Origin of the sequence: Variovorax raffinosi (assembly GCF_051216615.1) — a bacterium.
Classification (GTDB): Bacteria; Pseudomonadota; Gammaproteobacteria; order Burkholderiales; family Burkholderiaceae_C; genus Variovorax.
Map to the genome: position 1 here is coordinate 73,043 of NZ_JBPJZR010000016.1, position 26,378 is coordinate 99,420.

The 26,378-nt window shown below is 66.7% G+C and carries 27 protein-coding genes and 3 pseudogenes; 21 read left to right on the forward strand and 9 right to left on the reverse strand.

Annotated features, from left to right (window positions below; genetic code table 11):
* Positions 1-2 precede the first annotated feature (2 nt).
* Positions 3-1,208: an OmpA family protein gene (locus ACSFB7_RS32785; protein ID WP_435476512.1), complete on the forward strand. Its 1,206-nt coding sequence runs from the start codon at positions 3-5 to the stop codon at positions 1,206-1,208.
* A gap of 13 nt (positions 1,209-1,221) precedes the next feature.
* On the opposite strand, the gene pdxH is transcribed toward ACSFB7_RS32785, so the two are convergent.
* Positions 1,222-1,875, reverse strand: coding sequence for a pyridoxamine 5'-phosphate oxidase (gene pdxH / locus ACSFB7_RS32790; RefSeq protein WP_435476513.1), 654 nt, complete (start codon positions 1,873-1,875; stop codon positions 1,222-1,224).
* Positions 1,876-1,904: 29 nt separating this feature from the next.
* Here pdxH and ACSFB7_RS32795 point away from each other — a divergent pair, with 29 nt between their 5' ends.
* Positions 1,905-2,471 carry a nucleotidyltransferase family protein gene (locus ACSFB7_RS32795; RefSeq protein WP_435476514.1) on the forward strand — a complete coding sequence of 189 codons (567 nt, stop codon included), beginning with the start codon at positions 1,905-1,907 and terminating at the stop codon, positions 2,469-2,471.
* Between the two features lie 24 nt (positions 2,472-2,495).
* Here the strand turns inward: ACSFB7_RS32795 and ACSFB7_RS32800 are convergent, their stop codons facing one another.
* Positions 2,496-3,035: a superoxide dismutase family protein gene (locus ACSFB7_RS32800; protein WP_435476515.1), complete on the reverse strand. Its 540-nt coding sequence runs from the start codon at positions 3,033-3,035 to the stop codon at positions 2,496-2,498.
* Positions 3,032-3,748, reverse strand: coding sequence for a gamma-glutamylcyclotransferase (locus ACSFB7_RS32805; RefSeq protein WP_435476516.1), 717 nt, complete (start codon positions 3,746-3,748; stop codon positions 3,032-3,034). Before ACSFB7_RS32805 ends, ACSFB7_RS32800 begins: the two co-directional genes overlap by 4 nt.
* A 135-nt stretch (positions 3,749-3,883) precedes the next feature.
* Between ACSFB7_RS32805 and ACSFB7_RS32810 the strand changes: the two genes are divergently transcribed.
* The 4 genes from ACSFB7_RS32810 (at position 3,884) to ACSFB7_RS32825 (ending at position 7,884) form a co-directional block, all read left to right on the forward strand.
* The gene (locus ACSFB7_RS32810; RefSeq protein ID WP_435476517.1) at positions 3,884-4,432 is read left to right on the forward strand and encodes an OmpA family protein; all 549 of its coding nucleotides are present in this window, start codon (positions 3,884-3,886) and stop codon (positions 4,430-4,432) included.
* A 197-nt stretch (positions 4,433-4,629) separates the two neighbouring features.
* Positions 4,630-6,465: a phosphogluconate dehydratase gene (gene edd, locus ACSFB7_RS32815; RefSeq protein ID WP_435476518.1), complete on the forward strand. Its 1,836-nt coding sequence runs from the start codon at positions 4,630-4,632 to the stop codon at positions 6,463-6,465.
* 46 nt (positions 6,466-6,511) lie between these two features.
* Entirely contained in the window at positions 6,512-7,147 is a 636-nt protein-coding gene (gene eda, locus ACSFB7_RS32820; RefSeq protein WP_435476519.1) for a bifunctional 4-hydroxy-2-oxoglutarate aldolase/2-dehydro-3-deoxy-phosphogluconate aldolase, read from the forward strand.
* Positions 7,148-7,155: 8 nt separating this feature from the next.
* On the forward strand, positions 7,156-7,884 hold the full coding sequence (locus tag ACSFB7_RS32825) for a haloacid dehalogenase type II (RefSeq protein WP_435476588.1): 729 nt from the start codon (positions 7,156-7,158) through the stop codon (positions 7,882-7,884).
* 9 nt (positions 7,885-7,893) lie between these two features.
* On the opposite strand, the gene ACSFB7_RS32830 is transcribed toward ACSFB7_RS32825, so the two are convergent.
* On the reverse strand, positions 7,894-8,448 hold the full coding sequence (locus ACSFB7_RS32830) for a DUF1697 domain-containing protein (RefSeq protein ID WP_435476520.1): 555 nt from the start codon (positions 8,446-8,448) through the stop codon (positions 7,894-7,896).
* A 250-nt stretch (positions 8,449-8,698) separates the two neighbouring features.
* Here ACSFB7_RS32830 and ACSFB7_RS32835 point away from each other — a divergent pair, with 250 nt between their 5' ends.
* Entirely contained in the window at positions 8,699-9,931 is a 1,233-nt protein-coding gene (locus tag ACSFB7_RS32835) for a tyrosine-type recombinase/integrase (RefSeq protein WP_435476521.1), read from the forward strand.
* Here the strand turns inward: ACSFB7_RS32835 and ACSFB7_RS32840 are convergent.
* Entirely contained in the window at positions 9,852-10,166 is a 315-nt protein-coding gene (locus ACSFB7_RS32840) for a helix-turn-helix domain-containing protein (RefSeq protein ID WP_435476522.1), read from the reverse strand. The genes ACSFB7_RS32835 and ACSFB7_RS32840 overlap by 80 nt on opposite strands.
* Before the next feature lie 300 nt (positions 10,167-10,466).
* On the reverse strand, positions 10,467-11,174 hold the full coding sequence (locus ACSFB7_RS32845) for a hypothetical protein (protein ID WP_435476523.1): 708 nt from the start codon (positions 11,172-11,174) through the stop codon (positions 10,467-10,469).
* Positions 11,175-11,550: 376 nt separating this feature from the next.
* On the opposite strand from ACSFB7_RS32845, the gene ACSFB7_RS32850 reads away from it, so the two are divergent.
* The 6 genes and pseudogenes from ACSFB7_RS32850 (at position 11,551) to ACSFB7_RS32875 (ending at position 17,998) form a co-directional block, all read left to right on the forward strand.
* On the forward strand, positions 11,551-11,940 hold the full coding sequence (locus ACSFB7_RS32850) for an ATPase (RefSeq protein WP_435476524.1): 390 nt from the start codon (positions 11,551-11,553) through the stop codon (positions 11,938-11,940).
* Between the two features lie 566 nt (positions 11,941-12,506).
* Positions 12,507-13,337, forward strand: a complete 831-nt coding sequence (locus ACSFB7_RS32855) for a DUF932 domain-containing protein (protein ID WP_435476525.1) — start codon at positions 12,507-12,509, stop codon at positions 13,335-13,337.
* Between the two features lie 97 nt (positions 13,338-13,434).
* Positions 13,435-15,414 (forward strand): annotated as a pseudogene (locus ACSFB7_RS32860) (ParB/RepB/Spo0J family partition protein).
* Between the two features lie 273 nt (positions 15,415-15,687).
* Positions 15,688-16,137: a thioesterase family protein gene (locus ACSFB7_RS32865; protein WP_435476526.1), complete on the forward strand. Its 450-nt coding sequence runs from the start codon at positions 15,688-15,690 to the stop codon at positions 16,135-16,137.
* A 584-nt stretch (positions 16,138-16,721) separates the two neighbouring features.
* The gene (locus ACSFB7_RS32870) at positions 16,722-17,027 is read left to right on the forward strand and encodes a DUF736 domain-containing protein (protein WP_435476527.1); all 306 of its coding nucleotides are present in this window, start codon (positions 16,722-16,724) and stop codon (positions 17,025-17,027) included.
* A 623-nt stretch (positions 17,028-17,650) separates the two neighbouring features.
* On the forward strand, positions 17,651-17,998 hold the full coding sequence (locus ACSFB7_RS32875; RefSeq protein ID WP_435476528.1) for a DUF2958 domain-containing protein: 348 nt from the start codon (positions 17,651-17,653) through the stop codon (positions 17,996-17,998).
* Between the two features lie 51 nt (positions 17,999-18,049).
* Here ACSFB7_RS32875 and ACSFB7_RS32880 read toward each other — a convergent pair whose 3' ends face one another.
* Positions 18,050-18,337 (reverse strand): helix-turn-helix domain-containing protein, encoded by a 288-nt coding sequence (locus ACSFB7_RS32880; RefSeq protein ID WP_435476529.1) that lies wholly within the window; start codon positions 18,335-18,337, stop codon positions 18,050-18,052.
* A 235-nt stretch (positions 18,338-18,572) separates the two neighbouring features.
* On the opposite strand from ACSFB7_RS32880, the gene ACSFB7_RS32885 reads away from it, so the two are divergent.
* The 6 genes from ACSFB7_RS32885 (at position 18,573) to ACSFB7_RS32910 (ending at position 22,376) form a co-directional block, all read left to right on the forward strand.
* Positions 18,573-18,920: a DUF2958 domain-containing protein gene (locus ACSFB7_RS32885; RefSeq protein WP_435476530.1), complete on the forward strand. Its 348-nt coding sequence runs from the start codon at positions 18,573-18,575 to the stop codon at positions 18,918-18,920.
* A gap of 173 nt (positions 18,921-19,093) precedes the next feature.
* The gene (locus ACSFB7_RS32890) at positions 19,094-19,903 is read left to right on the forward strand and encodes a DUF2285 domain-containing protein (RefSeq protein WP_435476531.1); all 810 of its coding nucleotides are present in this window, start codon (positions 19,094-19,096) and stop codon (positions 19,901-19,903) included.
* A 100-nt stretch (positions 19,904-20,003) separates the two neighbouring features.
* On the forward strand, positions 20,004-20,336 hold the full coding sequence (locus ACSFB7_RS32895) for a helix-turn-helix transcriptional regulator (protein ID WP_435476532.1): 333 nt from the start codon (positions 20,004-20,006) through the stop codon (positions 20,334-20,336).
* 21 nt (positions 20,337-20,357) lie between these two features.
* The gene (locus tag ACSFB7_RS32900) at positions 20,358-21,239 is read left to right on the forward strand and encodes a replication initiator protein A (RefSeq protein WP_435476533.1); all 882 of its coding nucleotides are present in this window, start codon (positions 20,358-20,360) and stop codon (positions 21,237-21,239) included.
* 289 nt (positions 21,240-21,528) lie between these two features.
* Complete coding sequence (parA, locus tag ACSFB7_RS32905) at positions 21,529-22,170, forward strand: ParA family partition ATPase (protein ID WP_435476534.1); 642 nt, start codon at positions 21,529-21,531, stop codon at positions 22,168-22,170.
* Positions 22,167-22,376, forward strand: a complete 210-nt coding sequence (locus ACSFB7_RS32910; protein WP_435476536.1) for a hypothetical protein — start codon at positions 22,167-22,169, stop codon at positions 22,374-22,376. Before parA ends, ACSFB7_RS32910 begins: the two co-directional genes overlap by 4 nt.
* Here the strand turns inward: ACSFB7_RS32910 and ACSFB7_RS32915 are convergent.
* A pseudogene (locus ACSFB7_RS32915) lies at positions 22,307-22,993 on the reverse strand (transposase); the annotation flags it as partial. The gene ACSFB7_RS32910 and the pseudogene ACSFB7_RS32915 sit on opposite strands and share 70 nt — an antisense overlap.
* Positions 22,994-23,036: 43 nt before the next feature.
* On the opposite strand from ACSFB7_RS32915, the pseudogene ACSFB7_RS32920 reads away from it, so the two are divergent.
* Together ACSFB7_RS32920 and ACSFB7_RS32925 are read left to right on the forward strand one after the other, a co-directional pair.
* Positions 23,037-23,311: pseudogene (locus ACSFB7_RS32920) on the forward strand (IS3 family transposase); the annotation flags it as partial.
* Positions 23,312-23,780: 469 nt separating this feature from the next.
* Positions 23,781-24,986, forward strand: coding sequence for an ABC transporter substrate-binding protein (locus ACSFB7_RS32925; protein WP_435476537.1), 1,206 nt, complete (start codon positions 23,781-23,783; stop codon positions 24,984-24,986).
* A 259-nt stretch (positions 24,987-25,245) separates the two neighbouring features.
* Here the strand turns inward: ACSFB7_RS32925 and ACSFB7_RS32930 are convergent, their stop codons facing one another.
* Positions 25,246-26,337, reverse strand: a complete 1,092-nt coding sequence (locus ACSFB7_RS32930; protein WP_435476538.1) for a Rieske 2Fe-2S domain-containing protein — start codon at positions 26,335-26,337, stop codon at positions 25,246-25,248.
* Between the last annotated feature and the right edge of the window lie 41 nt (positions 26,338-26,378).

The following is a 26,378-nucleotide window of genomic DNA, read 5'->3' on the forward strand; positions in this document are numbered from 1 at the left end:
TGATGACGAACACCTCCCACCGCATCCGCGCGTCGCTGCGCATGCTGGCGCTGTGCGCCACCGTCGTGCTGGCCACTGCCTGCGCGCACCGCCCCGTGCCCGGCAACGCCATGCCTTTCGACCAGGCCGTCAACCAGGCGGTGGACGACCTGATGGTTCAGACGCAGAAACTGCCGGCCTTCCTGGCGAAAGTGGAGTCGTCGCTCAAGCAGAGCCGCATCGTGATCGACCCGCTGCTCGAAGGCGCGAGCGGCCAGCAGACCGAAGTGACCCGCGTGGCCGAGCAGCACATCGTGCAGCGCATGCAGGCCCAGTTCAAGCAGTTCACCGTGACGCCGTTCAACGCCACCGAGATCGGCAATGCGCAGTACGTGCTCAACGGCACGCTGGTGCGGGACAAGGACGCGTCGGGTGGCCCATACCGCTTGAACCTCGCGCTGACAGAGATCAAGAGCGGCGTGGTGATCGCGCAGTCGGTGGCGCGCATCAGCGACGCATCGCTGGACACGCGGCCCACCGCCTTCTTTCGCGACAGCCCGGTGAACGGCAAGGACCGTGGCGTCGAGGGCTACATCCGCACCGCGGAAACCCAGCCGGGCCAGGCGGCCGATGCGCTGTACCTCGAACGCCTGCCGACCTCGACCGTGCTGCAGGAAGCCACCGCCGCCTACGAGGCCGGCCGCATGAGCGAGGCGCTGAGCCGCTACGAGGCGGCATCGAAGCGGCCCGACGGGCAGCAGTTGCGCATCTACAGCGGCCTGTACCTGGCGCAGTCGCAACTGGGGCGCACGGCGGATGCGGAAAAAACCTTCGGCACCATCGCGCGCCTGGGGCTCGAAACCAACAACCTGAGCGTCAAGTTCCTGTTCAAGCCGGGCTCGACGGACTTTCTTTCGGACCCGAAGATCAGCGCGGCCTACCCGATGTGGCTGCGCCAGATCGCGCGGCAGGCGGCGCAGATCGATTCATGCGTGGTGGTGACGGGGCACACCAGCCGCACGGGTTCGGAGGCGGCCAACGAGCGGCTGTCGCTGCAGCGCGCGGTCAGCGTCAAGTCGCGGCTGGTGACCGAGGCGCCGCCGCTGTCGAAGAAGCTGCGCGAATCGGGCAAGGGCTATCGCGAGAACATCGTCGGCACCGGGGCCGACGATGCGAGCGACGCGCTGGACAGGCGCGTCGAATTTAAGGTGATCGGTTGCGAGGCTTGACGCCGAGCAAGGTTCAGGGCGCGAGCCGCTCGCGCACCCAGTCCGCGCCTTCGAGCCGGTAGCGCAGCCGGTCGTGCAGCCGGCTCTTGCGGCCCTGCCAGAACTCCCAGCGGTCGGGCACCAGCCTAAAGCCGCCCCAATGCGGCGGGCGCGGCGGCGACAGCAGGTGCTTGGCGGCGGCCACGGCGGCGTTCTTCACCAGCACGTCGCGTCCGCTGATGACCTCGCTCTGCGGGCTGGCCCAGGCGCCGATGCGTGAATCGAGCGGACGGCTGGCGAAGTAGGCGTCGCTTTCGTCGGCGCCGGCTTTCTCGACACGGCCTTCGATGCGCACCACGCGCTCAAGCTCGACCCAGTGGAACTGCAGCGCGGCATACGGGTTGCCCGACAGTTCCTGGCCCTTGCGGCTTTCGTAGTTGGTGTACCAGACGATGCCGCGCGCGTCGTAACCCTTGATCAGCACGATGCGGCTCGACGGCCGCAGGTCGCTGCCCACGGTGCACAGCGTCATGGCGTTGGGCTCGGGCACTTGCGAATCGATGGCCTCGGTGAGCCAGCGCTCGAACTGCTTGAGCGGATCGCCGGCGCTGTGGGCCTCGCCGAGTTCGGCGCGCTCATAGCTCTTGCGCAGCGCGGCCAGCGTTTCGTTGGGGGGAGAGGAAGTCATGACCGAATTGTTGCGCACATACTCGGCCCATGACGACCAAGGCGAATTCCCCGGTGGTGATCGTGCTGGCTTCGGGCCGGGGCGAACGCTTCATTGCGGCCGGCGGCACGGGCTCCAAGCTGAAGGCGATGCTCGCGGGCAAGCCGGTGCTGGAGCGCACGCTCGATGCGGTGCGCGCGAGCGGGCTGCCCTGGCATCTGGAAGACATCGGCCATCCCGGCATGGGCGACTCCATCGCCGCTGCCGTGCGGGCCACGCCTGACGCCGTGGGCTGGCTGATCCTGCCGGGCGACCTGCCGCTGGTGCAGCCCGAGACGCTGCAGGCGGTGGCCGCCGCGCTCAGCGGGCGGGTGAACGCGGTGCAGCCGCAGTACCAGGGCGAACGCGGCCATCCGGTCGGCTTTGCGGCCGGCTGCCGTGCGCAGCTTGCGACGCTGGAGGGGAATCTGGGCGCATCGTCCATCCTGCGGTCGATGCGCGCTATCGATTCGGTAGCGGACCTGGTGGTGGACGATGTCGGTGTGGTGACCGACATCGACACGCCCGAGGCCCTGGCGCGCGCCGAAGCGCTCTGGCTGGCGCGCGCTGGCCGTTAGCCAGCCAGCCAGTCAATCAACTCATCAGGCCTTCGGAATCACCGCGCAGGCGATGCGCGGGCCGGAGTTGCCGGCCGGCTGCGTCGTGAAGTCGTCGCGGTCGCGGTGCACCACCAGCGCGCGGCCCACCACGCTGTTGGCGGCGCCGTCGGTCAGCGAGATCGAGTGGTCTTCCACGCTGAAGCGCGCCACGCCACCGGCATCGGCCACGAGGCTCGGCAGTTCGCCGGCATGGCTGCCCGGCGCGGCGAACTTGCCGTGCGTGCCGCCGGTGGGGTTGAAGTGGCCGCCCGAGGCATTGCCGTTGTCGCCGCAGTCGCCCTTTTCGTGGATGTGGAAACCGTGCTCGCTGCCCGGCACGAGGCCGCGCACTTCGCCCGACACGCGCACGCCGTGCTCCAGCGCGGTGAAGGTCACCGTGCCGCGCGTCGGGTTGGGCGTGATCGCGGCGGTCGGCACCAGCTCGACGGCCGTGCTCGGCTTGCCGCCCATGCTGCCGCAGGCGGCCAGGACGGCGGTGGCGAGGAGGGCGGCGCCGGTGGCGATGAGACGACGATGGTTCATGTGTTTTCCTTGGACGGTCCGGGAGGTTGGGAAGAAGTGTCGGTAGAAGTATCGGCAGACCCCGGAACATATACCGGAGCCGGCGGCGCACCGCAATCGGCGGCGGCCTCGGATGGCTGCGTCTTTGACTGCGCAGGCGTGGGCGCCAGCGCCACCAGCCGGGCCAGCGCGGCATCGTGGATCGAATGCCGCTGCAGCTCCAGCAGTGTCTGCTGCGCATAGTCGAGCGAGCTGCCGTAGCGGCCGACCGCGTGGGTGAAGATGTGGCGGTAGCGCTCTTCGCTCAGCTCGCCCGTGTAGTTGGGGCTGCGGCGCGACAGCGTGAAGGCCAGCGCATGCACATTGCCTTCGGCCGTGCCGCAGCGCAACCACTTGGGGTCGTACACGCCGGTCGGCATCTCGCGCAGCCAGAGCCGCTTCAGCGTTTCCAGCCCTTCGGCCTTCGGCACGCGGAACACCATGCCCCGGCAACTGCCGCCCGAGAGCAGCCCGAACACGAGGCCCGGCGTCTGGACGCTGCCGCGGTTGACGCGGCTCCACATCTTCAGCGCCCGGTGCCAGCCGTGCACCCAGGCCGGTCGCCGTTCGACAAAACCGAAGTCCGGCCGCCAGATCAGCGAGCCGTAGCCGAACAGCCAGAGATCGTCGTGCCCGCCCCAGTCGGCGATGGCACGCTCCAGCATCGGCTGCGGATCGCGCAGGGGCTTGGGCATCGGGTCCAGTCCCGGCGGGCCGGGATCCGGCGCGGGGTCCGACACGGGGGTGTCAGGGACGGCGCCTACAATTTCGTGATCATGGTTCACCGCACCATTATTTACCGACCCCTTTCCTACGGAGCAAGACCTGCAATGAGCGACGACGACAGCCAGCAAAATTTCATCCTCGGATTCCTGATGGCATTGATCGCTCTGGTGATCTTTTTCGTGATCGGCATCGTGCTCTGGCACAAGGGTCACAGCGTGGCGGCCGTTCCGGCCAAGCCCGCAGTGGTGATCTCATCGCCGGCTCCCGGCCAGGAGGTCAAGCTGGCCGAAGTGACCGAGACGGTCACGGTCACCATCCCCGATGGCGCCAGCATCCGCGTGGTCGACGGCGTGGTGAACTTCTACTTTGCGACCGGCAGCGCCGACCTCGCACCGGGCGCCGCCGAAGCGCTGGCTGCGGTCATCAAGGGCGTGGAGAGCGGCCACAAGGCGGTGGTCTCGGGCTTCCACGATGCCACCGGCGACGCCGCCATCAACGAAGAACTCGCCAAGAAGCGCGCCCAGATGGTGCGCGACGTGCTCGCCGGCCTGGGCGTGCCGGCCGACAAGATCGACCTGCAGAAGCCGGCCGTGACCGCCGGCACGGGCAACAACGCCGAGGCGCGCCGCGTCGAAGTCAAGCTGGTGGACTGAGCGCCATCCGCCTTTGCCTGCAGAACAAGCCCGGCGATGCCGGGCTTTTTTGTGCCTGCCGTACAAGGGGGCCACGCCTGAGTAAATTCGTATTGTTCGGCGCCCGGATTTCATCAGCTCTTTTCCGTCAGCTTGGTACGATGGGCCTCCAGGCCTCCAGTCGCACCGGCGACACACAGCAAGAGCCACAGACCCCCATGAGCAGCACACACCCCACCGTTCGCGACGTCACCGATCGCATTCGCGAGCGCAGCCATGCGCAGCGCAGCGCGTACCTCTCCAGGCTGGCCGAAATCCGCGGACGCGACCGCGGCTCCGACCGCATGGGCTGCGCCAACGTGGCGCATGCGGTGGCCGGCATTCCGGCCAACGACAAGTTCAGGGTGGTGACCGAGCGCGCGCCCAACATCGGCATCGTCACCGCCTACAACGACATGCTGTCGGCCCACGCGCCGTACCAAGGCTACCCGGACATCATCAAGAACGAAGCCCGCCGCCTCGGCGCCACCGCGCAGGTGGCCGGCGGCGTGCCTGCCATGTGCGACGGCGTCACGCAGGGCACGCCCGGCATGGAGCTGAGCCTGTTCAGCCGCGACGTGATCGCGATGAGCACCGCCATCGCGCTCACGCACGACATGTTCGACGGCGCGCTGTTGCTCGGCGTGTGCGACAAGATCGTGCCCGGCCTCCTGATCGGCGCGCTGCACTTCGGGCATCTGCCGACCGTGTTCGTGCCGGCCGGCCCGATGCCCTCGGGCCTGTCGAACAACGCCAAGTCGAAGGTGCGAGAGCAGGCTGCGCAAGGCCTCGTGGGTCGGCAGGGCCTGCTCGACGCCGAGATGGCGGCCTATCACACGGTGGGCACCTGCACTTTCTATGGCACTGCCAACAGCAACCAGATGCTGCTCGAAGCCATGGGCCTGCATGTGCCCGGCACGGCCTTCATCCAGCCCGGCGATGCGATGCGCGAGACGCTCACGCGCGAGGCAGTGCGTACGGTGCTGGGCCGCGCGAACGAAGCCGCATTCAGTTGCCCGCCCATCGGCGAGATGGTCGACGAGCGCTGCATCGTCAACGCCATGGTCGCGCTGCTGGCCACGGGCGGCTCCACCAACCACCTGATCCACTGGGTTGCAGTGGCCCGCGCGGCCGGCATCGTGATCGACTGGGACGACTTCTCGAAGCTCTCCGACATCATTCCGCTGCTGACCCGCGTGTACCCCAACGGCAGCGCCGACGTGAACGAGTTCCAGGCCGCGGGCGGCCCAGGTTTCGTGATCGGCGAACTGGTCGATGCGGGCCTGATGCACGGCGATGTGCTCACGGTGCGCGCCGGCGGCATCCGCGAATTCGCCAATATCCCCACGCTGGTGGAAGGCGGCGAACAACGCCTGGCATGGCACGCCGCCGCGCCCTCGAAGAACGATGCGGTCGCGCGCACGGTGGCCGAGCCGTTCAGCGCCACCGGCGGCCTCAAGCTGCTCAGCGGCAACCTGGGCCGCAGCGTGATCAAGGTGTCGTCGGTGCCCGACGACCGCCATGTGATCGAAGCGCCCGCACGCGTGTTCGATTCGCAGGCCGCATTGCAGAAGGCCTTCACCGCCGGCGAGCTGGAGCGCGACGTGGTCTGCGTCGTGCGCTGGCAGGGCCCGCAGGCCAACGGCATGCCCGAGCTGCACAAGCTCACGCCGCCGTTGTCGGTGCTCCAAGGCAAGGGTTTCCGCGTGGCGCTGGTCACCGACGGCCGCATGAGCGGCGCGTCGGGCAAGATACCGGCCGCGATCCACGTTTCGCCCGAAGCAGCTGCGGGCGGCCCGCTCGCCAAGGTGCGCGACGGCGACCTGATCCGTCTCGATGCCGTCGCGGGTACGCTCGCGGTATTGCTGCCCGAAGACGAATGGGCCGCGCGCGAAACCGCGACGCTGCCCGAAGCGCAGCGCATTGCCGACGGACACGGCCTGGGTCGCGAGCTGTTCGCCGGCATGCGCCGCAATGCACTGACCGCCGAAGAGGGCGCCTGCTCCTGGCTGTGAAAATGCATCGCCCCCGAGGCCATGCGCAACGTATTGGAGAAATGAAATGACAGACAAACTCACTGCGCTCGAAGTGATGCGCGACGCCCCCGTCATCCCGGTCATCGTGCTGAATGACGTGAAAGATGCCATTCCCCTGGCGCGCGCACTGGTCGCCGGCGGCATCCGCATGCTCGAAGTGACGTTGCGCACGCCGCAGGCGCTGCAATGCATCGAGGCCATCGCCAAGGAAGTGCCCGAAGCCGTGGCCGGCGCCGGCACCATCCGCAGCGCTGCGGATGCGCAAGCATCGGCACTGGCGGGCGCAAAGTTCGGCGTGAGCCCGGGCTACACGCGCTCGGTCGGCAAGGCCTGCCACGACCTCGGCCTGCCGCTGCTGCCCGGCGTGGCCACCGGCAGCGAGATCATGACGGCGCAGGAAGACGGCTACACCCAGCTCAAGTTCTTTCCCGCGCTGCAGGCCGGAGGCCTACCGATGCTCAAGGCCTGGCAAGGTCCGTTCGGCGACGTCACCTTCTGCCCGACGGGCGGCATCCATGCGGGCAACGCGGCCGAGTTTCTCGCGCTGTCGAACGTGGCCTGCGTGGGTGGTTCGTGGATCGTGCCGGCCGATGCCATCCGCGAAGGCAACTGGGCGCTGATCGAGCAGCTGGCGCGCGTCGCGAGCCAGCTGCCGCGCTGATGACCGCCATGCGCGCCGACTTCGATGCGAGCGACCTGAAGGTCATAGCCTTCGACGTCTTCGGCACCGTGGTCGACTGGCACAGCGGCATTGCCGCAGAAGCCGAAAGCGCGCTGCCGGGTGTCGATGGCGCCGCCTTCGCGCTGGCGTGGCGTGCGGGCTACCAGCCCGCGATGAAGGCCGTGATGGAACGCATTGCAGCGGGCGAGGGCGGCTTCACGCTGCTCGACGAACTGCACCTGAGCATGCTGGAGCAGGTGCTGCGCGATTTCGGCCTGAGCGATCGGCTCGACACCGCTGCCCGGCGCGACCTGAGCCGCGCGTGGCATCGCCTGCCCGCGTGGCCCGATTCGGTTGAGGGTCTCACGCGGCTCAAGAAGAAGTTCACGATCTGCACGCTCTCCAACGGCAACATCGGCCTGCTCACCGAAATGGCCAAGCGCGCCAGCCTGCCCTGGGACTGCGTGCTGTCGGCCGAGGTGTTCAAGGCCTACAAGCCCGATCCGCGCACCTACCTGGGTGTGGCGGGCGTGTTCGACGCCACGCCCGGCCAGGTGATGCTGGCCGCGGCCCATCACGACGACCTGGCGGCCGCGCGCGGGTGCGGCCTGAAGACAGGCTACATCGAGCGGCCCCATGAGTTCGGTCGGGCCAAGCCGAAAGACGTGTCGCCGCAGCCGGACAACAACCTGCATGCGCGCGACATCAACGAACTGGCCGATCTGCTCGGCTGCTGATCGGATGGATCAGTCCGTGAGCAGCTTCTCGACCGTGCGCAGGTTGCGCGCGGTCGTGCTCGACTTGTAGCGGGTCTTCGCCAGCAGCTTGGCGACCGGCGTGTCGGTGCTCTCGCCGCGCGGGCATTCCCAATAGAGCACGCCCTTGCCGCGTTTCAGGCGCTCGAGCTTTGCATCGACCGCGCCGGCCTTCTCGATGATTTCATCGAGCATCGCGGCGTCGGAGCCGAACACGAGATAGGGATGCCGTTCTTCGTCGATGCGCTCGAAGGGATAGGCCGCAGCCATGTCGGCCACGGTCTTCTGCGTGAGCAGCACGATCCACGCGTCATAGCCGAAGCGCTTGCGCAGCGCCTGCTCGATGCGCGTTCGCAGCGCGGCGGCGTCGCTTTCGTCGCTGTCGAACAGCACGTTGCCGCTGGCCAGCACGGTACGCACCGCGCCGAAGCCAAGCTCCACAAACAGCGCCTTCAGGTCGACGCTCTTGATCGTGATGCCGTTGACGTTCACGCCGCGCAGCAGCGCGACATGGCGTGTGGCCGTCTGCTTCTTGGGGCTCGCCATGGACGCTGCTGCCGGTCGTGGCTCAGCGAAGGCCGCCGCCAGCGGCACTTTCGTCGCGCTGGATGAGTTCGATCTTGTAGCTGATTGATGTGCTCGTGGCCATTTTAGAAATCCTTATAAATCAATAGTTTAGGTAATCTCCGACACGCGAGAAACGCCTCAGAACCGCCCGAAGACGCCACAAAATGGCGGCTGAAACTCGATCAGATCATGCGATGATCCATCTTGTTGACACGATGGAGATTGTGGCATGGCAAAACCTCGACTCAAGCCTTCCGGGAAGTGGGAGATAGGGCTTAGGCACCCATCGCTCCCGAAAGGGCGCAAATACTTCACCTTCGACACGGAAGCCGAAGCCATTGCCTACGGGCAGCAGTGGAAGCTGATGAAGCACGCGGACATCCCGCCGCCGGCGGAACTGACCGTTCCTACGTCCCCTGGCGAGGGCGTGCGCTTGTCGCGCATTCTTGGCGCGTGGTCGGACAGCGGCTTCGCGGCGCCTTCGCAGATCCTCACCCTCAAGACGGTGACGCGCGAAGTAGGGTCGGTACGGTTCTCGGATGCCAACTACAAGTGGCTGACCGGCTATCTGCGCATCCTGAAGGTGGACAAGAACCTGTCGCCTGCGTCCATCAAGCATCGCATCCAGGCACTCGGCCGCGCCATCGACGAGTACCTGCGTCATAACGTGGACGTGAAGATTAGCAATCCGGTGAAGTTGCTCCCCAAGGGCTACTCGACCTATTCCGATGTGGATGCCCAGATAGTGCAGGCCAAGGGTGGCAAGGTGAAGGTGAATGTCGCGCGCGACAGGCGCCTCCTGCCAGGGGAACACGAAAAGATCGTGGCGGTGCTGTCGGGCTATGAGCGGCCGGACCGTGCGCGCGGCCTGGAACTCAAGGGCGGCGATGCGCTGCTGACCTTGTATCTGTTGATCCTGAACACCGGACTGCGGCTGAGGGAAGCGTACACGCTGACCAGGGGGCAGGTGGACATGGCGAACAAGGTCATTCACGTCCAGGAGACGAAGCAGTGGCGGGGCAAGATTTCTTTTCGGGATGTGCCCATGCGCCCAGAAGTGCACCACCCGCTTTCCTCATACTTTGCAACGCGGCCGCTCGTTGAGCCTCGCGCGCACATCTTCCCGTTCCTCCATGAGGAAGGAATTGAGGATGGGAAAAAGGGCTTGGCGCGGACCAGCCAGCGGCTGTCGTTCCGCTTCAGGATCGCCTTCGAATACATGGACATCGTTGGCCTCCACGAACACGATCTGAGACACGAAGCGACCTGCCGGTGGCTGGAGCTGAAGGACGCGGACGGGCGCGATCTGTTCCGTCTGGAGGAACTGAACAAGATCATGGGATGGAAGCCGGGCTCGGTGATGGCCCAGCGCTATGCCAGCTTCAGGGGCGTGGACCTTGCACAACGGCTTTGGCCAGCAACGGCACCGGCAACGGTGGAGGCGTCTGCCGTCGAGGCTTGAGCGGGATGTCCAAGCGCGGGACCGACCTTCTTGCATTGAGATCCTGGCGCCGCTCTTCCGCCTCTTTCCGCGCGCGCTCGGCGATGTAGGCCAGCAGGTCGGCCTTCACGTAGATCCAGCCGCGACCGAATTTCATCCCCGGCAACTCGCCGGTGCGCGTGAGTTCCTCGATGCGCTGCTCGGTGCAGTGCAGCAGTTCGGCGCACTGTTCGGCGTTGATCGTTTCATCGGTCATGCCGCACCGCCTCGCCGATCGTCAAACACCGTAACGCCGCCGCCCGGGCCGTTCTCGACTTGGTGGTGCACAGCGTTTTCGTTGTAGCCCGTGACCTCAGAAAAACACTTTACGAGCACCCACTTGCTGGCGCTGCCCATGATGACCTCCGTTCAACGCAGGCCATCGGCGCAGGGGGGACGGCCTTGTCTGAATCGAATTGTCCGATCGACAGGATGAGCGCGAAACCCGCGTGAGCGTGCATGAGCGCAGATGAGCATAGAAGGGGAGCGGCGTCAGCGACCGGTGCCGGGGCGCTCGTCAGACCCCAATGGTCGCTTCGACGATGTCGAATCGCTGCCCGTCGTGCACTGCCGTCATGGTGCAAGTCAGTCCGCTCTGAAGAAGGAGTTCCCATTCATCGAGGCCGCCGCCGTTTCCCCACATGGCCGGCAGCGCGTCTCGAAGCGTCAGCAAATAGATCACCGCCTTAGCGTTCGTGCCGTTGTGTAGCTTGCGCTTTGTCGCGTGGTAGCTGCAAACGGTGGGATCGAGCGAGGCCGATACGAATGAAGGGTAGGGCTGTTGCTCGTGCAGATGCATGTCCCCGCGCCCATGGAACAGAACCTGGCCGGCCGGGACGACGATCTTGCTCGCGCCGATCTCGCCGCCGAGCCCGCTCGCCATTCCCTGCTGATCGCTCGTGGCGTTCCCGGCGGCGACGGCGCGCGCCGCGACGTGGTACTGCTCATAGTGCGGATTCTGTCGATAGGCCTTGAAGTGGGCTGTCGCGCCGATCCTGGTGCGCTGCGCATGCCACTCCCTGGCCGTGGGATCGTTCTTCAGGCGCTGTTGGATCTGGCGTTGAATCGCCGTTTCGTGCGTCGCGTCGTTGGACAGTCGTTTCAGCAGGTCGATTGGCATACCGATCTCGACGGTGTCCGGCGCCCGGTAGTGCTCGGTTCCGGCAAGCTGAGCAGGACCACCTCCGAGCGAAAAACGCCAATTGCAGAGGTCAATGGTCGACATGGTTGTTCTTGAAGAGCGTTGATCTACGCGCAGCATGCCAGTGTGGCGGCAACCTGCAGGCATGCGCGTCCCGGCGTGCCGCCGTCGGGCTCGCGGGCTGCGCCCCGCGCTTCGTGCCGAATCGCGGCCATCCGGCTTTGATCCCTGACGCCTCCGGCCCTTGAGGGCCTGCGCGCTGCGCTTGCCCGTCCTTACCTTCGTTGGAGGGCGGTGGGCGGTCTTGCTGTCCCCTTCACCGTACCACGGCGTTCTCGCCGTCAAGGGCTGCGCGCCGATGGCGCTTGCGGCCCATGGCCGTCTGCGACCCCTGACTGCTTGCGCTGCGCCGTGCTGGCGACGGTTCCGGGCAATTCCGCCCGAGCAACCGGAGATCGTCATGAACGACAAATCGCATGTTTCGATGGAGCAACACGTCTGCCTGATCTGCGGCGTGGCTTTCGACACTGGCGCCATCCTGCTGGACAAGCGCCTGCGCGCGAGCATGGAGCGCCACACGACGACGGGCTGGGGCCTGTGCGCCGAACACCAGAAGCTGGCCGACGAGGGCTTCGTCGCGTTGGTCGAGTGCGATCCGCAGCGCAGCGGCTCGCCCAGTGGCCGCCTGAAGCCCGAGCAGGCCTATCGCACGGGCCGGTTGGCGCACATCAAGCGCCACGTGTTCACCCAGGTGTTCAACGTGCCGATCGAGGCCAGCCAGCCTTGCGTCTTCGTCGAGCCGGGGGTCATCGAGCAACTGCAGGCGATGGTGCCGCCGGCGACGAGTTGATCGCGCACTGAGGCGTCGCGCGCCGCTCCCGCTCGCTGCGGGTGCGGCGCTTGTTCTTTGCTGCGCCTCTTGTCGAAGTCTTCGGCCCTGGCGGGCCTGCGCGCTGCGCTTGCCTCCAGGGGATCGGCCATGCGGCCCATCCCCGCCGCGCTGCGCTTGGCGCCCCTGCGAGACCGCCGAACAGGCTGCGCCTGATCGGCCTTCGCGCCTGGCGGCGCTGCGCGCTTCGCTTGCGTGGTGCCGGCGCCGACAGCGGCCGTTGCCGCGGTCACCGTCTTTCCTGAGCCCATCACCTTGTCCGCGACTGTAGCCCGCGGCCGGGGGCCGTCAAGGCGCGCCGGGCCGTGTCTTCGGCTAGCGCCTGCGGGCCGCCCCACACCCGGCGCTTGTTTCCTTGACGGCCCCCGTCCACGGGCTCCCTTTCGTCGCGGGCGATGAACTCAGGAAAGACGGTGGCAACGAGGCCGACCTGGTTCTTCGCGCCGACCCCACCGGAGTCCGAAGAGGGCTCTGAATCTAGGAATCCGGTGGGGGTTCTTCAACAGCCAACTTCATTGGAGAAAGACATGCAACTCGCATCCTGTTTCGCACCGCGTTCGCCGGTGCTGCGCTCCGAACATCCCCTGTCGGACGACCAGATCAGGGCCGTGGCCCCATCCATCTTCGTGGACGCGCCTCACGAAAGCCGCTCCGAGCGCTACAGCTACATCCCCACCGCCACGGTATTGCACAAGCTGCGCGGAGACGGGTTCCAGCCTTTCATGGTGTGCCAGACCCGCGTGCGGCAGGAGGGAAGGCGCGACTTCACCAAGCACATGCTGCGGCTGCGCCACGCCAGCCAGATCACCGCCCGAGGCGTCGCCAACGAAATCATCCTGCTCAATTCGCACGATGGCACCAGCAGCTATCAGATGCTGGCAGGCGCCTTCAGATTCGTTTGCCAGAACGGGCTGGTGTGCGGCGACACCGTGGCCGATGTGCGCGTGCCCCACAAGGGCGACGTGGCCGGGCACGTCATCGAGGGCGCTTATGAAGTCCTGGACGGCTTCGACCGCGCGCTGGAGTCCCGCGAAGCCATGCAGGCCGTAATGCTGGACGATGGCGAATCCCAGGTGTTCGCCCGCGCCGCGCTGGCCCTGAAGTACGACGACGAGAGCAAGCCCGCGCCCATCACCGAAACACAGGTGCTGACGCCGCGCCGCTTCGACGACCGCCACCCCGACCTGTGGAGCGTGTTCAACCGCACGCAGGAAAACCTCATCAAGGGCGGATTGCAGGGCCGCGCCACCAATGGCCGCCGCCAGAGCACCCGCCCCGTGCAGGGCATCGACCAGAACCTGCGCCTGAATCGCGCGCTGTGGCTGCTCGCCGATGGCATGCGGCGCCTCAAGGCCTGACCCCCGACCCCACGCGGAGGGGCTTCACGCCAACAAGGCCCTTCCGTTTCTTCCTCCCGTTGGCTTGTCCTTTTCTTCACTTGATAGGAGTTTCATCATGAATACCGTAACCCTTCACGAAACCACCGCCATCGCTGCCGCCGGGCAGACCGTGGCCGCCATCGGCGCGGGCCAGGACCTGCTGCTGATTCCGCTGTCGCGGCTGCGCCCGTCCTCGCGCAACGTGCGCAAGAGCGGCGGCACGTCGATCCCCGAACTGGCCGCGAGCATCGCGCGCGTGGGCCTGCTGCAAAACCTCACCGTGGTGCTGTCGCCCGATGGCGAGCATTACGAAGTGGTCGCCGGCCGGCGGCGCCTCGCCGCGCTCAAGCTGCTGGTGAAGCGCCGCAAGCTCGCCAAGGACCATGAGGTGCCGTGCCTGCTGGTGCCCGATGCGACGGCGCGCACCGTGAGTCTGACCGAGAACGTGCAGCGTGAGGCCATGCACCCGGCCGACCAGTTCGATGCGTTCGCCGCGCTCATCAAGGAAGGCCGTCCCCTCGAGGACGTGGCTGCCGATTTCGGCGTGACGCCGCTGGTGGTGCAGCGCCGCCTCAAGCTCGGCAACGTCTCGCCCCGACTGCTGGCCGACTACCGCGCCGACGCCGTGACGCTCGACCAGTTGATGGCGCTGGCGATCACGGACGATCACGCGGCGCAGGAAAGCGCCTTCTACGACGCGCCGCAGTGGCAGCGCAGCCCCGATGCGCTGCGCGATGACCTGACGCAGGAGGAAATCGACGCGGGCCGCGACCCGGTGGCGCGCTTCGTCGGGTTGGACGCTTACGAGCAGGCGGGCGGGGAGACGCGCCGCGACCTGTTCGCCGACGAGCACAGTGGCGTGTTCCTGGCCGATGCCACGCTGCTGGACGCGCTGGCCCGCGACAAAATCGCTGCCGTGGCGGAAGAAGTGCGCGCCGAAGGCTGGGGCTGGGTGGAGGCCGTGCCGCGCGCCACCTACGCCGACCTCCATGGCTTCCAGCGCGTGCGCGCTTCGCGCCGCGAACCGCGCAAGGCCGAGGCCAAGCGCATCGCCAAGCTCGAAGCCGAGCAAGCCAAGCTGCAGGAGCGGCTGGACGACGAGAACGAGGCCATCGGCGACGACGAGGCGCAGGCGCTGCAGGACGCGATGGACGCGATCGGCAACGACCTGGACGCCATCGAGCGCAAGCTGCTCGTCTATCCCGTGGGCGTGGTGCCGATGGCCGGGGCCGTGGTCTCGCTCGATTCCGAAGGTGCGGTGGTGGTGCATCGCGGCCTGCTGCGCGAAGACGAGGCCAAGGCGCTGCGCGCGCAGCAGCGCGGCGCAGAACCCGCGGACGATGCGCGCGAGGCTGGCACGCAGGAGCAGGCCGAGGGCGAGCCGCCGGCGCTGACGATCTCCGAAAAGCTGGCGCGGCGCCTGTCGGCGCACCGCACCGCCGCCTAGCAGGCCGAAGTGGCCCGGCATCCGCACGTCGCGCTGGTGGCCGTCGTGCACCGGCTCGCGCAACGCATCGTGCTGGACGGCTACCAGGGCTCGCCGCTGAACCTCAGCGCCGACCCGCAGGACCGGCTGGAGCAGCACGCGCCGGACGTGGCCGAGGCCCCGGCCGCCGTGGGCATGCGCAAGGTGCGGGAGGCCTGAGGCCAACGGTTGCCCGAAGACCCGGAGGCGCTGTTCGCCGAGTTGCTGGCGATGCCGCAGGCCGAACTGCTGTCTCTGCTGGCGGTGTGCGTCGGCTACACGGTGAGCGCCATCACGTCGCGCGAAGGCGACCGGCCCGCCGCGCTGCTGGCGCAGGCCGTGGGCCTGGACATGGGGCAGTGGTGGACGCCGACCGCTGCGGGCTACTTCGAGCACGTGTCCAAGGCCAAGGCACTGGAAGCCGTGCAGGTGTTCGCCCCGGGTGAAGTGCACCGGCTCGCCAAGCTTAAGAAGGTGCAGATCGCCGCCGAGGCCGAGCGGCTGGCGGCAGGCAGCGGGTGGCTGCCCGCGATATTCCACCCGGCGGAGGCCGTGACTCAGGAGCCGGGGCCGCAGGGCGAGGCCCAGTAGACGGCGGCAGCGGTTGACGACGACGAAGGCGCCGAAGAAGCGCAGGCATTGGCCGAGGCCGCCTGACACGACATGCCCCGGCCTGCGGGCCGGGGCTTTTTCGAAAGCGCGACGCGCGCGGCAGGTCTGCCGAGCGTTTTCACATCCAAGACTGCCGCAAACCCGCCGCAGCGCGCCAGGGCACGCTGCGGCGGGTTTGCGGCGGGGCCGCTGCACGGGAGCATCGGTGGGTCGGAGGCATTCGCTCCTCCGGTCATCACCGCACCCACAACCATGAACCATGAAGCAGTCAGCGCGGTCTTCTTCGAGGAGTCCTACATCGTCCCGGCCGACCAGACGGCGCGCTCGCTTTTCTCGCGCCTGCCGCACGGCCGCGACTACGCGGAGCAGCTGATCGAATGCCTGGCCACCGGCTACCTGGTCGCGGTCATCGAATCGGTGTGCATCCGCGAGGTGCAGCGGCTGACGGACGCCGAGTTGGAAGTGGTGGTCGGGCGGTCCATCCGCATCGACCACCTGGGGCCGATCCCGCCGGGCTCGCCGCTGCGGCTGCGTGGATGGGTGGAACGCCTGAGCGACCGCAGCGTCACCTTCCGCGTGCGCGCCCACGACGCGCATGAAGTCGTCTGCGAAGCCGTCGTGACCCTGGTGGCGACGTCGCGCCAGACCCTCGAGTCGCGCATCACGGCCAAGGTCAGCGCGCTGCGCGAACCGGAGTCCTGAGCCCATGCCGGGTGGCGCGCGCCGGGGTGTGCCGCCGTGCCGGGGGCCGCCCGTCCAGATCAGGTTGCGGCGTTCCCGGTCCCCGTACCAGCAGCGTCCGATGACGCCGAGGCCGGGTTCTCGCGCCGGGCCGGTCCGCCATGCCCTTCCACGCCGCGCCGGCGTTGCCGGCGCCGATCCCCGGGAGCGGCTCGCTCGCGCTGGGGACCGACCGTGACGGCGGCAGGGCACGGACGGTGCCGGTGGTGTTCGTGGGGGCGGTGCGTTGGCCATGACCCCTTGCGGTGGCAGTCGCGCCCAGGGCGGCCTTGGCTTGTCGTGAATCCTGGCGAGGCAGCGGCTAAAGCCTCGGGCTTCATGGCAGCAACCGTCCGGCCCGAACAAGTTTCCCCGCCTTTGTCACTGCGTTCGGCGGCTTCCTCGCGAGACAAATTTCTTCGGGCACTCCCGGCCCTCCACGCTGTTGCGGCCCCTTCGCTCCGCGGTGCTTCGCTACGTGGTGCAGCCCGCCCGTGCCTCGCCCTTCGGATCACCGACAAGGCCGCGATGGGCGCGACCAGTCAACCACTGCAAGGAGTTTCATCATGGCCAACATCGGCACCTTCACCGCACAGAACAACGGCTTCACCGGCACCGTCCGCACCCTGACGCTCAACGTCAAGGTCAAGTTCGTCCCCAACGACAAGGAGAGCGAGAACGCTCCCGACTACCGCATCGTCGCCGGCAACTTCGAGATCGGCGCGGCGTGGAAGAAGATCAGCAAGGCGGACCGGCCCTACCTGTCGGTGACGCTCGATGACCCGTCGTTCCCGGCGACCATCTACGCCCGCCTGGTCGAGGCCGAGGACGGCACGCACAACCTGATCTGGTCGCGCAGCAAGGGCGACTGACCGGCGTCCACCCCCGGCGCCCCGCCCACCGGCGGGGCGCTGGCATGTCTGCCAGCGCGGTGTCTTCAGCGTCGTCGCTGCATCGCCGCCGTATCGGCGGCATTCCGTAAAAGCGGCTTCGTGGCTTCGATGCTGTACGGGAAGCCGCTTCTGTTCCTTTCCGCTTCTCAGCATGTCCGTGGAATCGCCAAGGCGTCTTCGTGCTTGCGTGGATTTGGGAGAAAGCGGATTCGCTTCTCCGTGTCTTTCAGCGGATACGGCTTCGAGCGTTCGAGTTTCTGCACGGAGTCGTGAAGCCGGGCGTCCCCCGGCGGGGCCGGGTCGCGCTGTCGTGCTGCGCATCGAGCCGTCCTCGCTGCGCTGCGGGCGTCTCGCCCCTTCGGCTTCCATCGCTGACGCGCTCGCGCGGCGCGCGTGCCAAGGCAGGGTGCAGGCGAGTATTGGTAACAGGGCTGGGCTTGTGGGTCCGCCCACCGTATCACGCCGGTCTCGCCGTCAAGGTCTGCGCATGCTGCGCACGCTGGCGGCCTGCGGCCGTCTGCCGAACCCTGACGGCTGCGCTGCGCCGTGCTTCTCCGCGGTACCGGGCAATCCCGCCCGGCATTCCTTCCAAGGAGAAGACCATGACCGCACTCATCACCGACGATCAACGCACCGCGCTGCTGGCCAACGGCCGGCAAGCCCTGAAAGAGGCGGGATTCGACCCCGCTCCGGTGGTCAAGCTGTTCACACCCGACGCAGGCGCGACCTGGCTGCTGACGCACATCGATCCAGACGAGCCGGACCATGCGTTCGGTCTTTGCGACCTTGGCCTGGCCAGCCCCGAGATGGGCTGGCTGAGCCTGGCCGAGCTGGCGGCAGTGCGCGGCCAGCTGGGCCTGCCGGTCGAGCGTGACTTGTACTTCCGTGCCGAGAAGCGGCTGAGCGCCTACGCGCGCGAAGCGCGGCTGGCCGGGCGGATCGTGACGTAGAAGGCGCTTCGGGCGTCGCCGCTCGGCGGCGCCCCGCTGCTGTTCCCCGGATCAGGCGTCCTGGCCGTCCTGCAGGGCGGCCAGTTCGCGCTGCACGCGGGCGAGCAGCTTGTCCGCGCCCTTGGCGTCGAGCCCATAGGCCAAGGCCAGCAAGGTCAGCGGATGCACCTGCATGACCTCGCACAGCTCGTCCACCTTGCTGAGCGTCGGGTTCTTCAAGCCCCGTTCGAGCGAACTCATGTACGTACGGCTCGATACCTCCGAAAATGCTTCCTGGCTCAGGCCGTGGGATTTTCGGAGGGTACGCAGAGCAGTTGGAAATGAGTTCTTCGGAATCATCAATGGACTTGGGACAAGTCCAAGATGACATCGCATGGACACCTATAGGGCTACAATCTATAGGGCTCATTTTCGAGGGTTGGTCCGCTTGAAATCCCGTCGGCCCGCTTTATGCTGCCCTTTGAATCCAGCACATGATGGTCCGCACACTGCCTTGTCCGGCGGCCGCCGCGCGCACGCGGCGGCCAGCCTTCCCACCGATTCCGCGCGGTTGTTCAGCCTGGAGAGGGTGTTGGTGACTGAGCTGATCACCGAAGAGCAGCGCCGTGCGCTGCTCCACAACGGCAATGCCGCGGCCAGCGGCGCTCAAGCCGATCCCTGGCCGGTGGTCAAGCTATTCACGCCCGATGCCCACGCCACCTGGCTGCTGGTGCAGCTCGATCCGGGCGACGAGGACACGGCCTACGGCCTGTGCGACCTTGGGATGGGCTCGCCCCGGCTGGACCACGTGCGCCTGTCGGACCTGCAGAGCATCCGCGGTCCGCGCAACCTACGGGTGCTGCGCGACACGCACTTCGTGCCTAAACGTCCGCTGTCGGAATACGTGCGCCGCGCCGAGGCCGACGGGTCGATCAACGACTGAAGCGGGCATCGGCGGGATCCCCGCGCGCCCGATATCATGGCGGTAGCGGCGCAAGGGCGGCCGCACGCGGCTTCGCCTGCCATTCCAATTCCGACTCCAACCCCGAGACAAGCACGCTTCCGCACTGACCGGCCCGCTGCCCATGGCATCACCTGCAAGAAGGAGGTTTCGTCATGGAAGCACGTGCGAACGACTGGCATCCTGCCGCCGCGTACCTCTACGCCCTGACGCTCGACGGGCCGGCGCTGGCCTGGGAGTACCTGCGGCGCAACCCGCACTACCGAGCCGCTTACGGCCGGCACGCGGGCGGCAGCGCCGACGAAGCCGCGCATGCGGCCCCCTGGTGCCTGCGCTTGCTGGAAGACCCCGCGCGCGATGCGCGTGACGCGCAGCCGGCCTGGCTGCCCGATCCCGACGGTCTGTCACAGCTCCATCCGGACGCGGCCGCTGCGGCCGATGCGCCGGTCTTCGCGCTGTGGCGCATGCCCGGCCGCAAGCAACTTGCGCACGATGGCCAGCGACTGTTGCTGACGGCCTACCGGCCCGAAGGCACGCTGCGCGCCGCGTTCTCACCCACACTGGAGCACGGCATGGCCTACGCCCATGGCTTGGCCAGCGGCGCGCGGCTGCGCGAGCGCTGGGGCGCCGCGGCAGCCACGATGGAACGCTTGGACGCCTTCTACGGGCGCAACGCCGCGCGTCCGGATGTCCACGCCCACGCCCATGCGCATGGGCGGCCCAACCGCATCGCGCTGCTGCACATGCGCAGCCTGCAGACGCTGGACGGTTTGGCCGCGGGCGCCACGCAGCGGGAGATCGCCCAGGCGATGTTCGGTGCGGCTGTAGTCGCCGAGCGCTGGCACGACCTGGGCGAACTGCGCGCTCAGGTGCGCCGGCTCGCGCGCCGCGGCCAGGCGCTGGTGGACGGCGGCTACCGGCGCTTACTCCAGATCGAAGCGGGCAGGGACGGACGTTTGGCCTGACGCCTGAACGTCCGTCCCGAGGACGCCGGACTTTCCTGAGACTGCCTCCATCCGGCGGCGCTTCGCCCGTCGGCGACCAGCACCGACGGAGGCCCATTCCATGAGACCCGCTGCGCTGCGGCCGCAGGCCACACCTTCTTCAACGCCCCAGCCAGGGCCGACAGACACGACCAGCGCCATCGCCTCGGCGCAGCCGCGCTATCTCACCAACGACGAGGCGGCGGCCTTCCTGCGGCTGTCGCCGCGCACGCTGGAGAAGCTGCGCGTGATCGGCGGGGGGCCGCGCTTTCGCAAGTTCGGTCGGCGCGTGATGTATGCGCTGTCCGATCTCGAAGCCTGGGCAGACGCCCGCAGCTTCGAGGCCACCTGCGACCCTGAGTACGTCGAGCTGCGCACAGAACGCCGTCCTGTCCGCCGCGACGGCGGGCGCTGACGATCATGGACACCGCAGCCAATGGCCGCCCCGCGCGACCCGCAGCGCGAGCAGCTCGAACTGTTCCATGCCATGCCGGGCGAGATGCCCGCGCGCGACGTGCAGGACCTGATGGCCTACCCGTTCCTCTCGCTGGCCAAGAGCCGGCGCACGGTGCCGATCGACTTCCGCGCGGGGCCGGTGACGGTGCGCGTGGAGGGAACGGCCGAGCACGGCATCGCGACGATCTGGGATGCCGACATCCTGATCTGGGCCGCCAGCCAGATCATCGAGGCACGCGACGCCGGCCTGCGCAGCTCGCGGCTGATGGCCGCGACGCCGCACGAGATCTTGCGCTTCGTGGGCCGTGGCACATCGCTACGCGACTACCAGCGCCTGAAAGCCGCGCTCGACCGCCTGCAGTCCACCAGCGTGGCCACCTCCATCCGCCAGCCCAATGCGCGGCGCCTGCACCGCTTCTCGTGGATCAACGAATGGAAGGAGCGCGCGGATGGGCAGGGGCGGCCGCTGGGCGTGGAGCTGATCCTGCCCGACTGGTTCTACGCCAGCGTGATGGACGACAGCCTGGTGCTGACCATCGACGCGAACTACTTTCGCCTCTCGGGCGGCATCGAGCGCTGGCTGTACCGCCTGGTGCGCAAGCACGCGGGCTGGCAGCCGGAGGGTTGGCGATTCGACTTCGTCCACCTGCACCGCAAGTCCGGCAGCCTGGCCCGCTTCGCGGACTTCGCCTGCGACCTGCGGCGCATCGTGGCGCGCCAACCCCTGCCGGGCTATGCGCTCGCCATCCTGCGCTCGTGGCGCGGCCCGGAAGTGCTGGCCTTCCGTCCCGTGCCGTCCACGGCACCGCTTCGCCCCGGCGGCAGCTTCCGCGACGGTGCGTGGCCTGTGGACAGCCGGTGAACGGGCTCGTGCTATCAGGCGTGCCCCGACTCGTGCTATCGGGCGCAGCGGACTCGTGCTATCAGGCGTGCCGATGGTCGAAAAATCCTTGCACCGCGCGGACTTGCGCGCCGCCTAACGTATCTAACGTATTCAATAAAAACCTAACGATAAGAGGCGGCCGCGCGCTGTGGAAAAGCCGCAGCGGCGCACAGCACGCATCCGGCACGCACCGCGCGAAGGATGCCGCAAGGCTCATGAGCACGAAGGCAGAAGACAGATCTGCAAACATGCTTGCGAGGAGCGCGCCATGATCATCGCGCTGCTCAACCAGAAAGGCGGGGTCGGGAAGACGACGCTCGCCACGCATCTGGCCGGCGAGCTGGCCCTGCTTGGCAAGAACGTCCTGCTGCTCGATGCAGATCCGCAGGGTTCGGCATTGGACTGGACGCAGCGGCGCAGCCAGAGCGGCCTGCCGCGCCTGTTCGGCGCCGTCGGACTGGCGCGCGAGACGCTGCACCAGGAAGCGCCAGAATTCGCCCGGCGCGCCGATCACGTCGTCATCGACGGGCCGCCGCGCATCGCGGCGCTCGCGCGCTCGGCGTTGCTTGCGGCCGACCTCGTGCTGATCCCGGTGCAACTCAGCCCTTACGACGTGTGGGCCAGCGCGGAGATGGTGGCGCTGATCCGCGAAGCGTGGGTGTTCCGGCCGGCGCTGCGCGCGGCCTTCGTCATCAACCGGCGCGTAAGCACCACGGTGATCGGCCGCGAGGCACGCGGCGCGCTGGCCGACCAGCCGCTGCCCGCGCTGTCGTCCGAGGTGCGCCAGCGCATCGCTTTCGCCGACAGCGTGGCGGCCGGCCGGCTGGTGCGTGAACTCAACGACGACGGCCCGGCTGCGCGCGAGATCGCCGCGCTGGCCGTCGAAGTGCTGCGGAGCGGCCGGCCATGAAGAACGGCAAGCGCGTGCAGCGCGTACCCATTGGCGCACGGCCGCCGGCCAACCCGCAGGCCGAAGCCTGGGTGCGTGTCGGTGAAGCCAACGATCTCGACGCGCTCGCGCGTGGCGAGGTCTACACCGCGCGGCTCGCCTCGTGGCTGATGCGCATCGAAGTGTCCTTGGGGAAGTCGATTGGTAGCCTATTGGAGATCTGTTGAGGGCTCCACGCGCGCGACCATCGGCGCGCTTGTCGGCGCCCCTGCCTTCGACCGTTCCATTGCACCTGCGGCCCGGCAATCGGGCGCCCTCCTGGCGTCGTGATGTTCCCGGCAAGACGATCTTGAACGTACTTGCGCAGCGCTTGGTTTCTCACCAGCTTGACCACCTTGGGCCTTCTCGCTGCACGGTCAGCATGCCATTGCGCCGTATGTGAACGGTACTCCAGATTGCCGCCACGCGTCGCCGCATTGCGCCGCAGCTCACGGGAGATCGTTGAGGCGGCACGCCCGAGCTGACGGGCGATCTCTCGCACGCCCTCGCCGCGGGCGCGCGCCAACGCGATCTCCTCACGCTCGGCAAACGACAAATAGCGGCCGGAGGGCTGCGGGGCGGACGATGCTAGATGCGAAGGCGGCATACCGCCGCATTGTCGGAACCACCGGGCTCCAACAGCCATGGACACGCCGGCAACAGTCGCCGCGTCCTCACTGCTGAGCCCACGTGCGATCGCCCGCCAGAACGGCCATCGCGCCGCTCGATGCACAACCGGTGGTCGTCCTGGCGAGCGCAGCTTTGCGCGCAGCGGCGCGTTCGCCTTTGTCTTCTTCACATTCATCAACACCTCCGAATAGGACGTGTTGCAACGATGGGTTGAATTCACCCAGTACGCCAGCCACGACTTCAGGAATGTGCTCGGCGAGTACGGCATCACGAGTTCGATGAGCCGCAAAGGCAACTGCTGGGACACGCCTGCAGCGAGACGCTGTTCGGGTCATTGAAAGTGGAGCGGCTGCATGGGCAACGCTTCAAAACCAGACGCGAGGCCAAGGACGAAACGGTTGCATGGCTGCTCTGGTACAACCGCACTCGACTTCACTCGACGCTGGCCTACGTCAGCCCGATGCAGTTCGAGCAGGACTGGCTTGCCAATCAACCAAGACAGCCAACTCATGAACTCGGCTATGGGGTACGGATTCCAGGGGCAAGGTCAATCGCCCAGCCAAAGTTGTCCGAATGCCTGAACCGCTGGCGTCTGGTTGCACCCGAGGTTCCTCTTGAGATCGCGGAGATACGGGCTCGCGAGCTGGCCAACGCACTCAGGGACGAGGAAGTAGGGCCGCGGGCAGGCAGTTCGCTGGCGAACAGGTCAAAGAGAGCGCTGGTCCTCTTGCCGGCTGTGCACAGCAGCCTGATCCGCGATCGACAGGACGATGGCGGCTTTATGGGACTGTCATGTCATTTAAATGTGCGGACAAAATAATCAGAATAACTGCGATTTCTGGGGCCACAAACATCGAAATTGTTCGAGAGTCGATGGAGTGACTTCTCCTGCGGGTAAATGCCACTGTCGCCGTCTTCCTGTGAAGTTGACACTAGTTGTACGTACCACTTAAGGAGATGAAATGTATCACTTCACTTTCGCCGCGGTCTGCATTGGCGCCGCATCCTGGGTCTTGCCCGCGCACGCTGCATCCTACGATCCCGGTGCATCCGACAAGGAGGTGCGAATCGGTCAGACCGCACCGATGAGTGGACCTATCGCGTTCGTTGGAATCACGATTAGCAAGATCGGCCAGGGCTACTGGAAGGAGGTCAATGAGCGCGGGGGCATCAATGGGCGTAAGGTGACCATGCTGACGAGGGACGATGGCTACAGTCCACCCAAGGCGATCGAAGCCACGCGCAAGCTCGTTGAAGAGGATATGGTGTTGGCTGACTTCGGATCAGTGGGAACGCCAACCAATGTTGCCAAGCTTCGCTACTTGAATAGCAAGAAGGTCCCGCATCTATTGGTTTTGTCGGGGTCGACGCGTTTTCAGGACGCGAACGCTGCGCCTTGGACGGTCGGGCTCTTCCCCAGCTACGTGCTTGAAGGCACCGTGTATGCGCGCCACGTTTTGCAGACGAAGCCGAATGCCAAGATCGCAGTCCTGTATCAGAACGATGATGTGGGCAAAGACTATCTGGAAGGGCTGCGTCGCGGACTTGGTGCTCGGGCTGCAACCATGATGGTGAAGGTGGCCAGCTATGAGCCCACGGACCCGTCGATCGACGCCCAGATCGTCGCGCTTGCTGGATCAGGCGCAGACGTGTTCGTGAACATCGCCTCTGGAAAATTCGCGTCGCAGGCCATTCGCAAGTCCGCTGAGATCAACTGGAAGCCGACCCAGTACATGCTGAACTCGTTCAGCTCGGTCAAGAGTGTGCTGGAATCGGCAGGTCTCGAAAACGCCAAGGGCGTCATGACTGCGTTTGCTTTCAAGGAGCCGTCTGATCCGACATGGGCCAATGATCCGGGCGTGAAAGACTACCTGGCCAACATGAAGAGGTGGGCGCCCGATGTGAATCCCTATGACTTTACAGCGGTCTCCACGGTGGCGATGCTTCAGCTTACGGAAGCGGTCCTGCGCAGGACCGGCGATGTTGTGACGCGGGAGAACTTACGCAAGCAGACCTTGTCCCTGAAGGATCACACACTTCCGCTGCTGCTTCCTGGCATCTCGTTGTCCCTGTCCGAGCAGAACTACTCTGGCTTTACGCGACTGCAGTTGGGTCGCTTCAACGGCGAGCGTTGGGAGCTCTTTGGCAACCCTGTCAGTGGCGACTAGCGTCGGCGCATCCTTCTGGGCATGACTGCAGTGAGCATGAGTATCGGTGGCGCGATCGCGCAGGCATGCGCGCACCACGACGCCGCGCTGACAATTTCTCCAGAAGGAGGGCGCGCGCTATGACCGCAAGTGCGAGCGGTCGATTAGTGGCCGTGTCCTGCGCGTCGACTGTTGCGGAGGCACGACTTCGCGTAGGCACCTGAAGGCGGCGCAGGCTGCACAGCGCTCTCGAAGGCGCGAGGCAGCCCGTCGCGCCTGGCTAGGTCTGCTGGCGCTCGAGCTGATGGCGGAAGATGGTCGACGCCCTGTCGTGGGCCATCGGCATCATCGAAATCTCTGGGCTCAGCCGGATCATGTGGTGCTGCGCTTCCAGCATGTGCTTGTCTTCGTCGAACGCTTTCAAGGTCGCCCGGTGGCGATTCTCCACCACCTCCTTGGTCGCGTCTCGTTCTGGGGTGATGGAAGAAAAGCGGTACTCGGTGTTTTCGGAGTCAATGGGCGTGACGGCCTGGCAGGTCGCGCCCATCGAGAGCATCAGGTATTCCGGCGGCAGCTTGTAGTCGTGGGCCGCTGCGCTGCCCGTGGGGAAGTTCTTTCCAGCCAATACGAGGATGCCTGGCCAGAGGTAGTCATAGGTATTGTGGACATCGATCCGCCCGGAGTCAGGCAAGAACGGCCAAGGCGGTTGGTCGATCAGCCAGCGCTCGACTCGTACACCACGCGGCAACTCGGTCACCGTTGCGCGCACCTTGCCCCAATCTTCCCCGGCGCCAAACGAGTTTGAATGGACGTAGGCGAGATGGGAGAAGTCGAGCAGGTTGTCGCTCACCAGGAGATGGTTCGCCGCGTGCGTCATGTGGCCTTTGCTGATCACCATGTCCGAACGGTCGTGATAGTGCGCCAACGGAATCAGCGATGGATCAGCAAGGTCTGGATCGCCGATCCATACCCAGATCCAGCGATGACGCTCTACGACCGGGTACGCCGAAACGCGGAACTTCTCGGACACGCGCTCGACGCCGGGGAATTCGGTGCAGCGTCCACTGCCTTCGAACACGGCGCCGTGATAGCCGCAACGCACCGCATTGCCTTCAATGCGGCCGCAGGAGAGAGGCGCAAGTCTGTGGCAGCAGCGATCCGCCAGCGCGTTGAGTCCGCCGGACTCCGTGCGCCAGATCACGATCGGCTCGCCGGCAATCGTGCGCGCGGCCAAGGCACCAGGTTTGAGGTCTTCAGCCCACTCGGCGACATACCAGCAGCTGTTGAAGTACCGTCCCGTCGACAGTTTGATGTCGTTTGACCTGTGGGAGCTCACGTCACGCATCGCGAGGTTCGGAGTGCTAAGACTCATGGTTCTTGGTCCTTGTGCTATCAGTCGTGTGGAGACGGGCG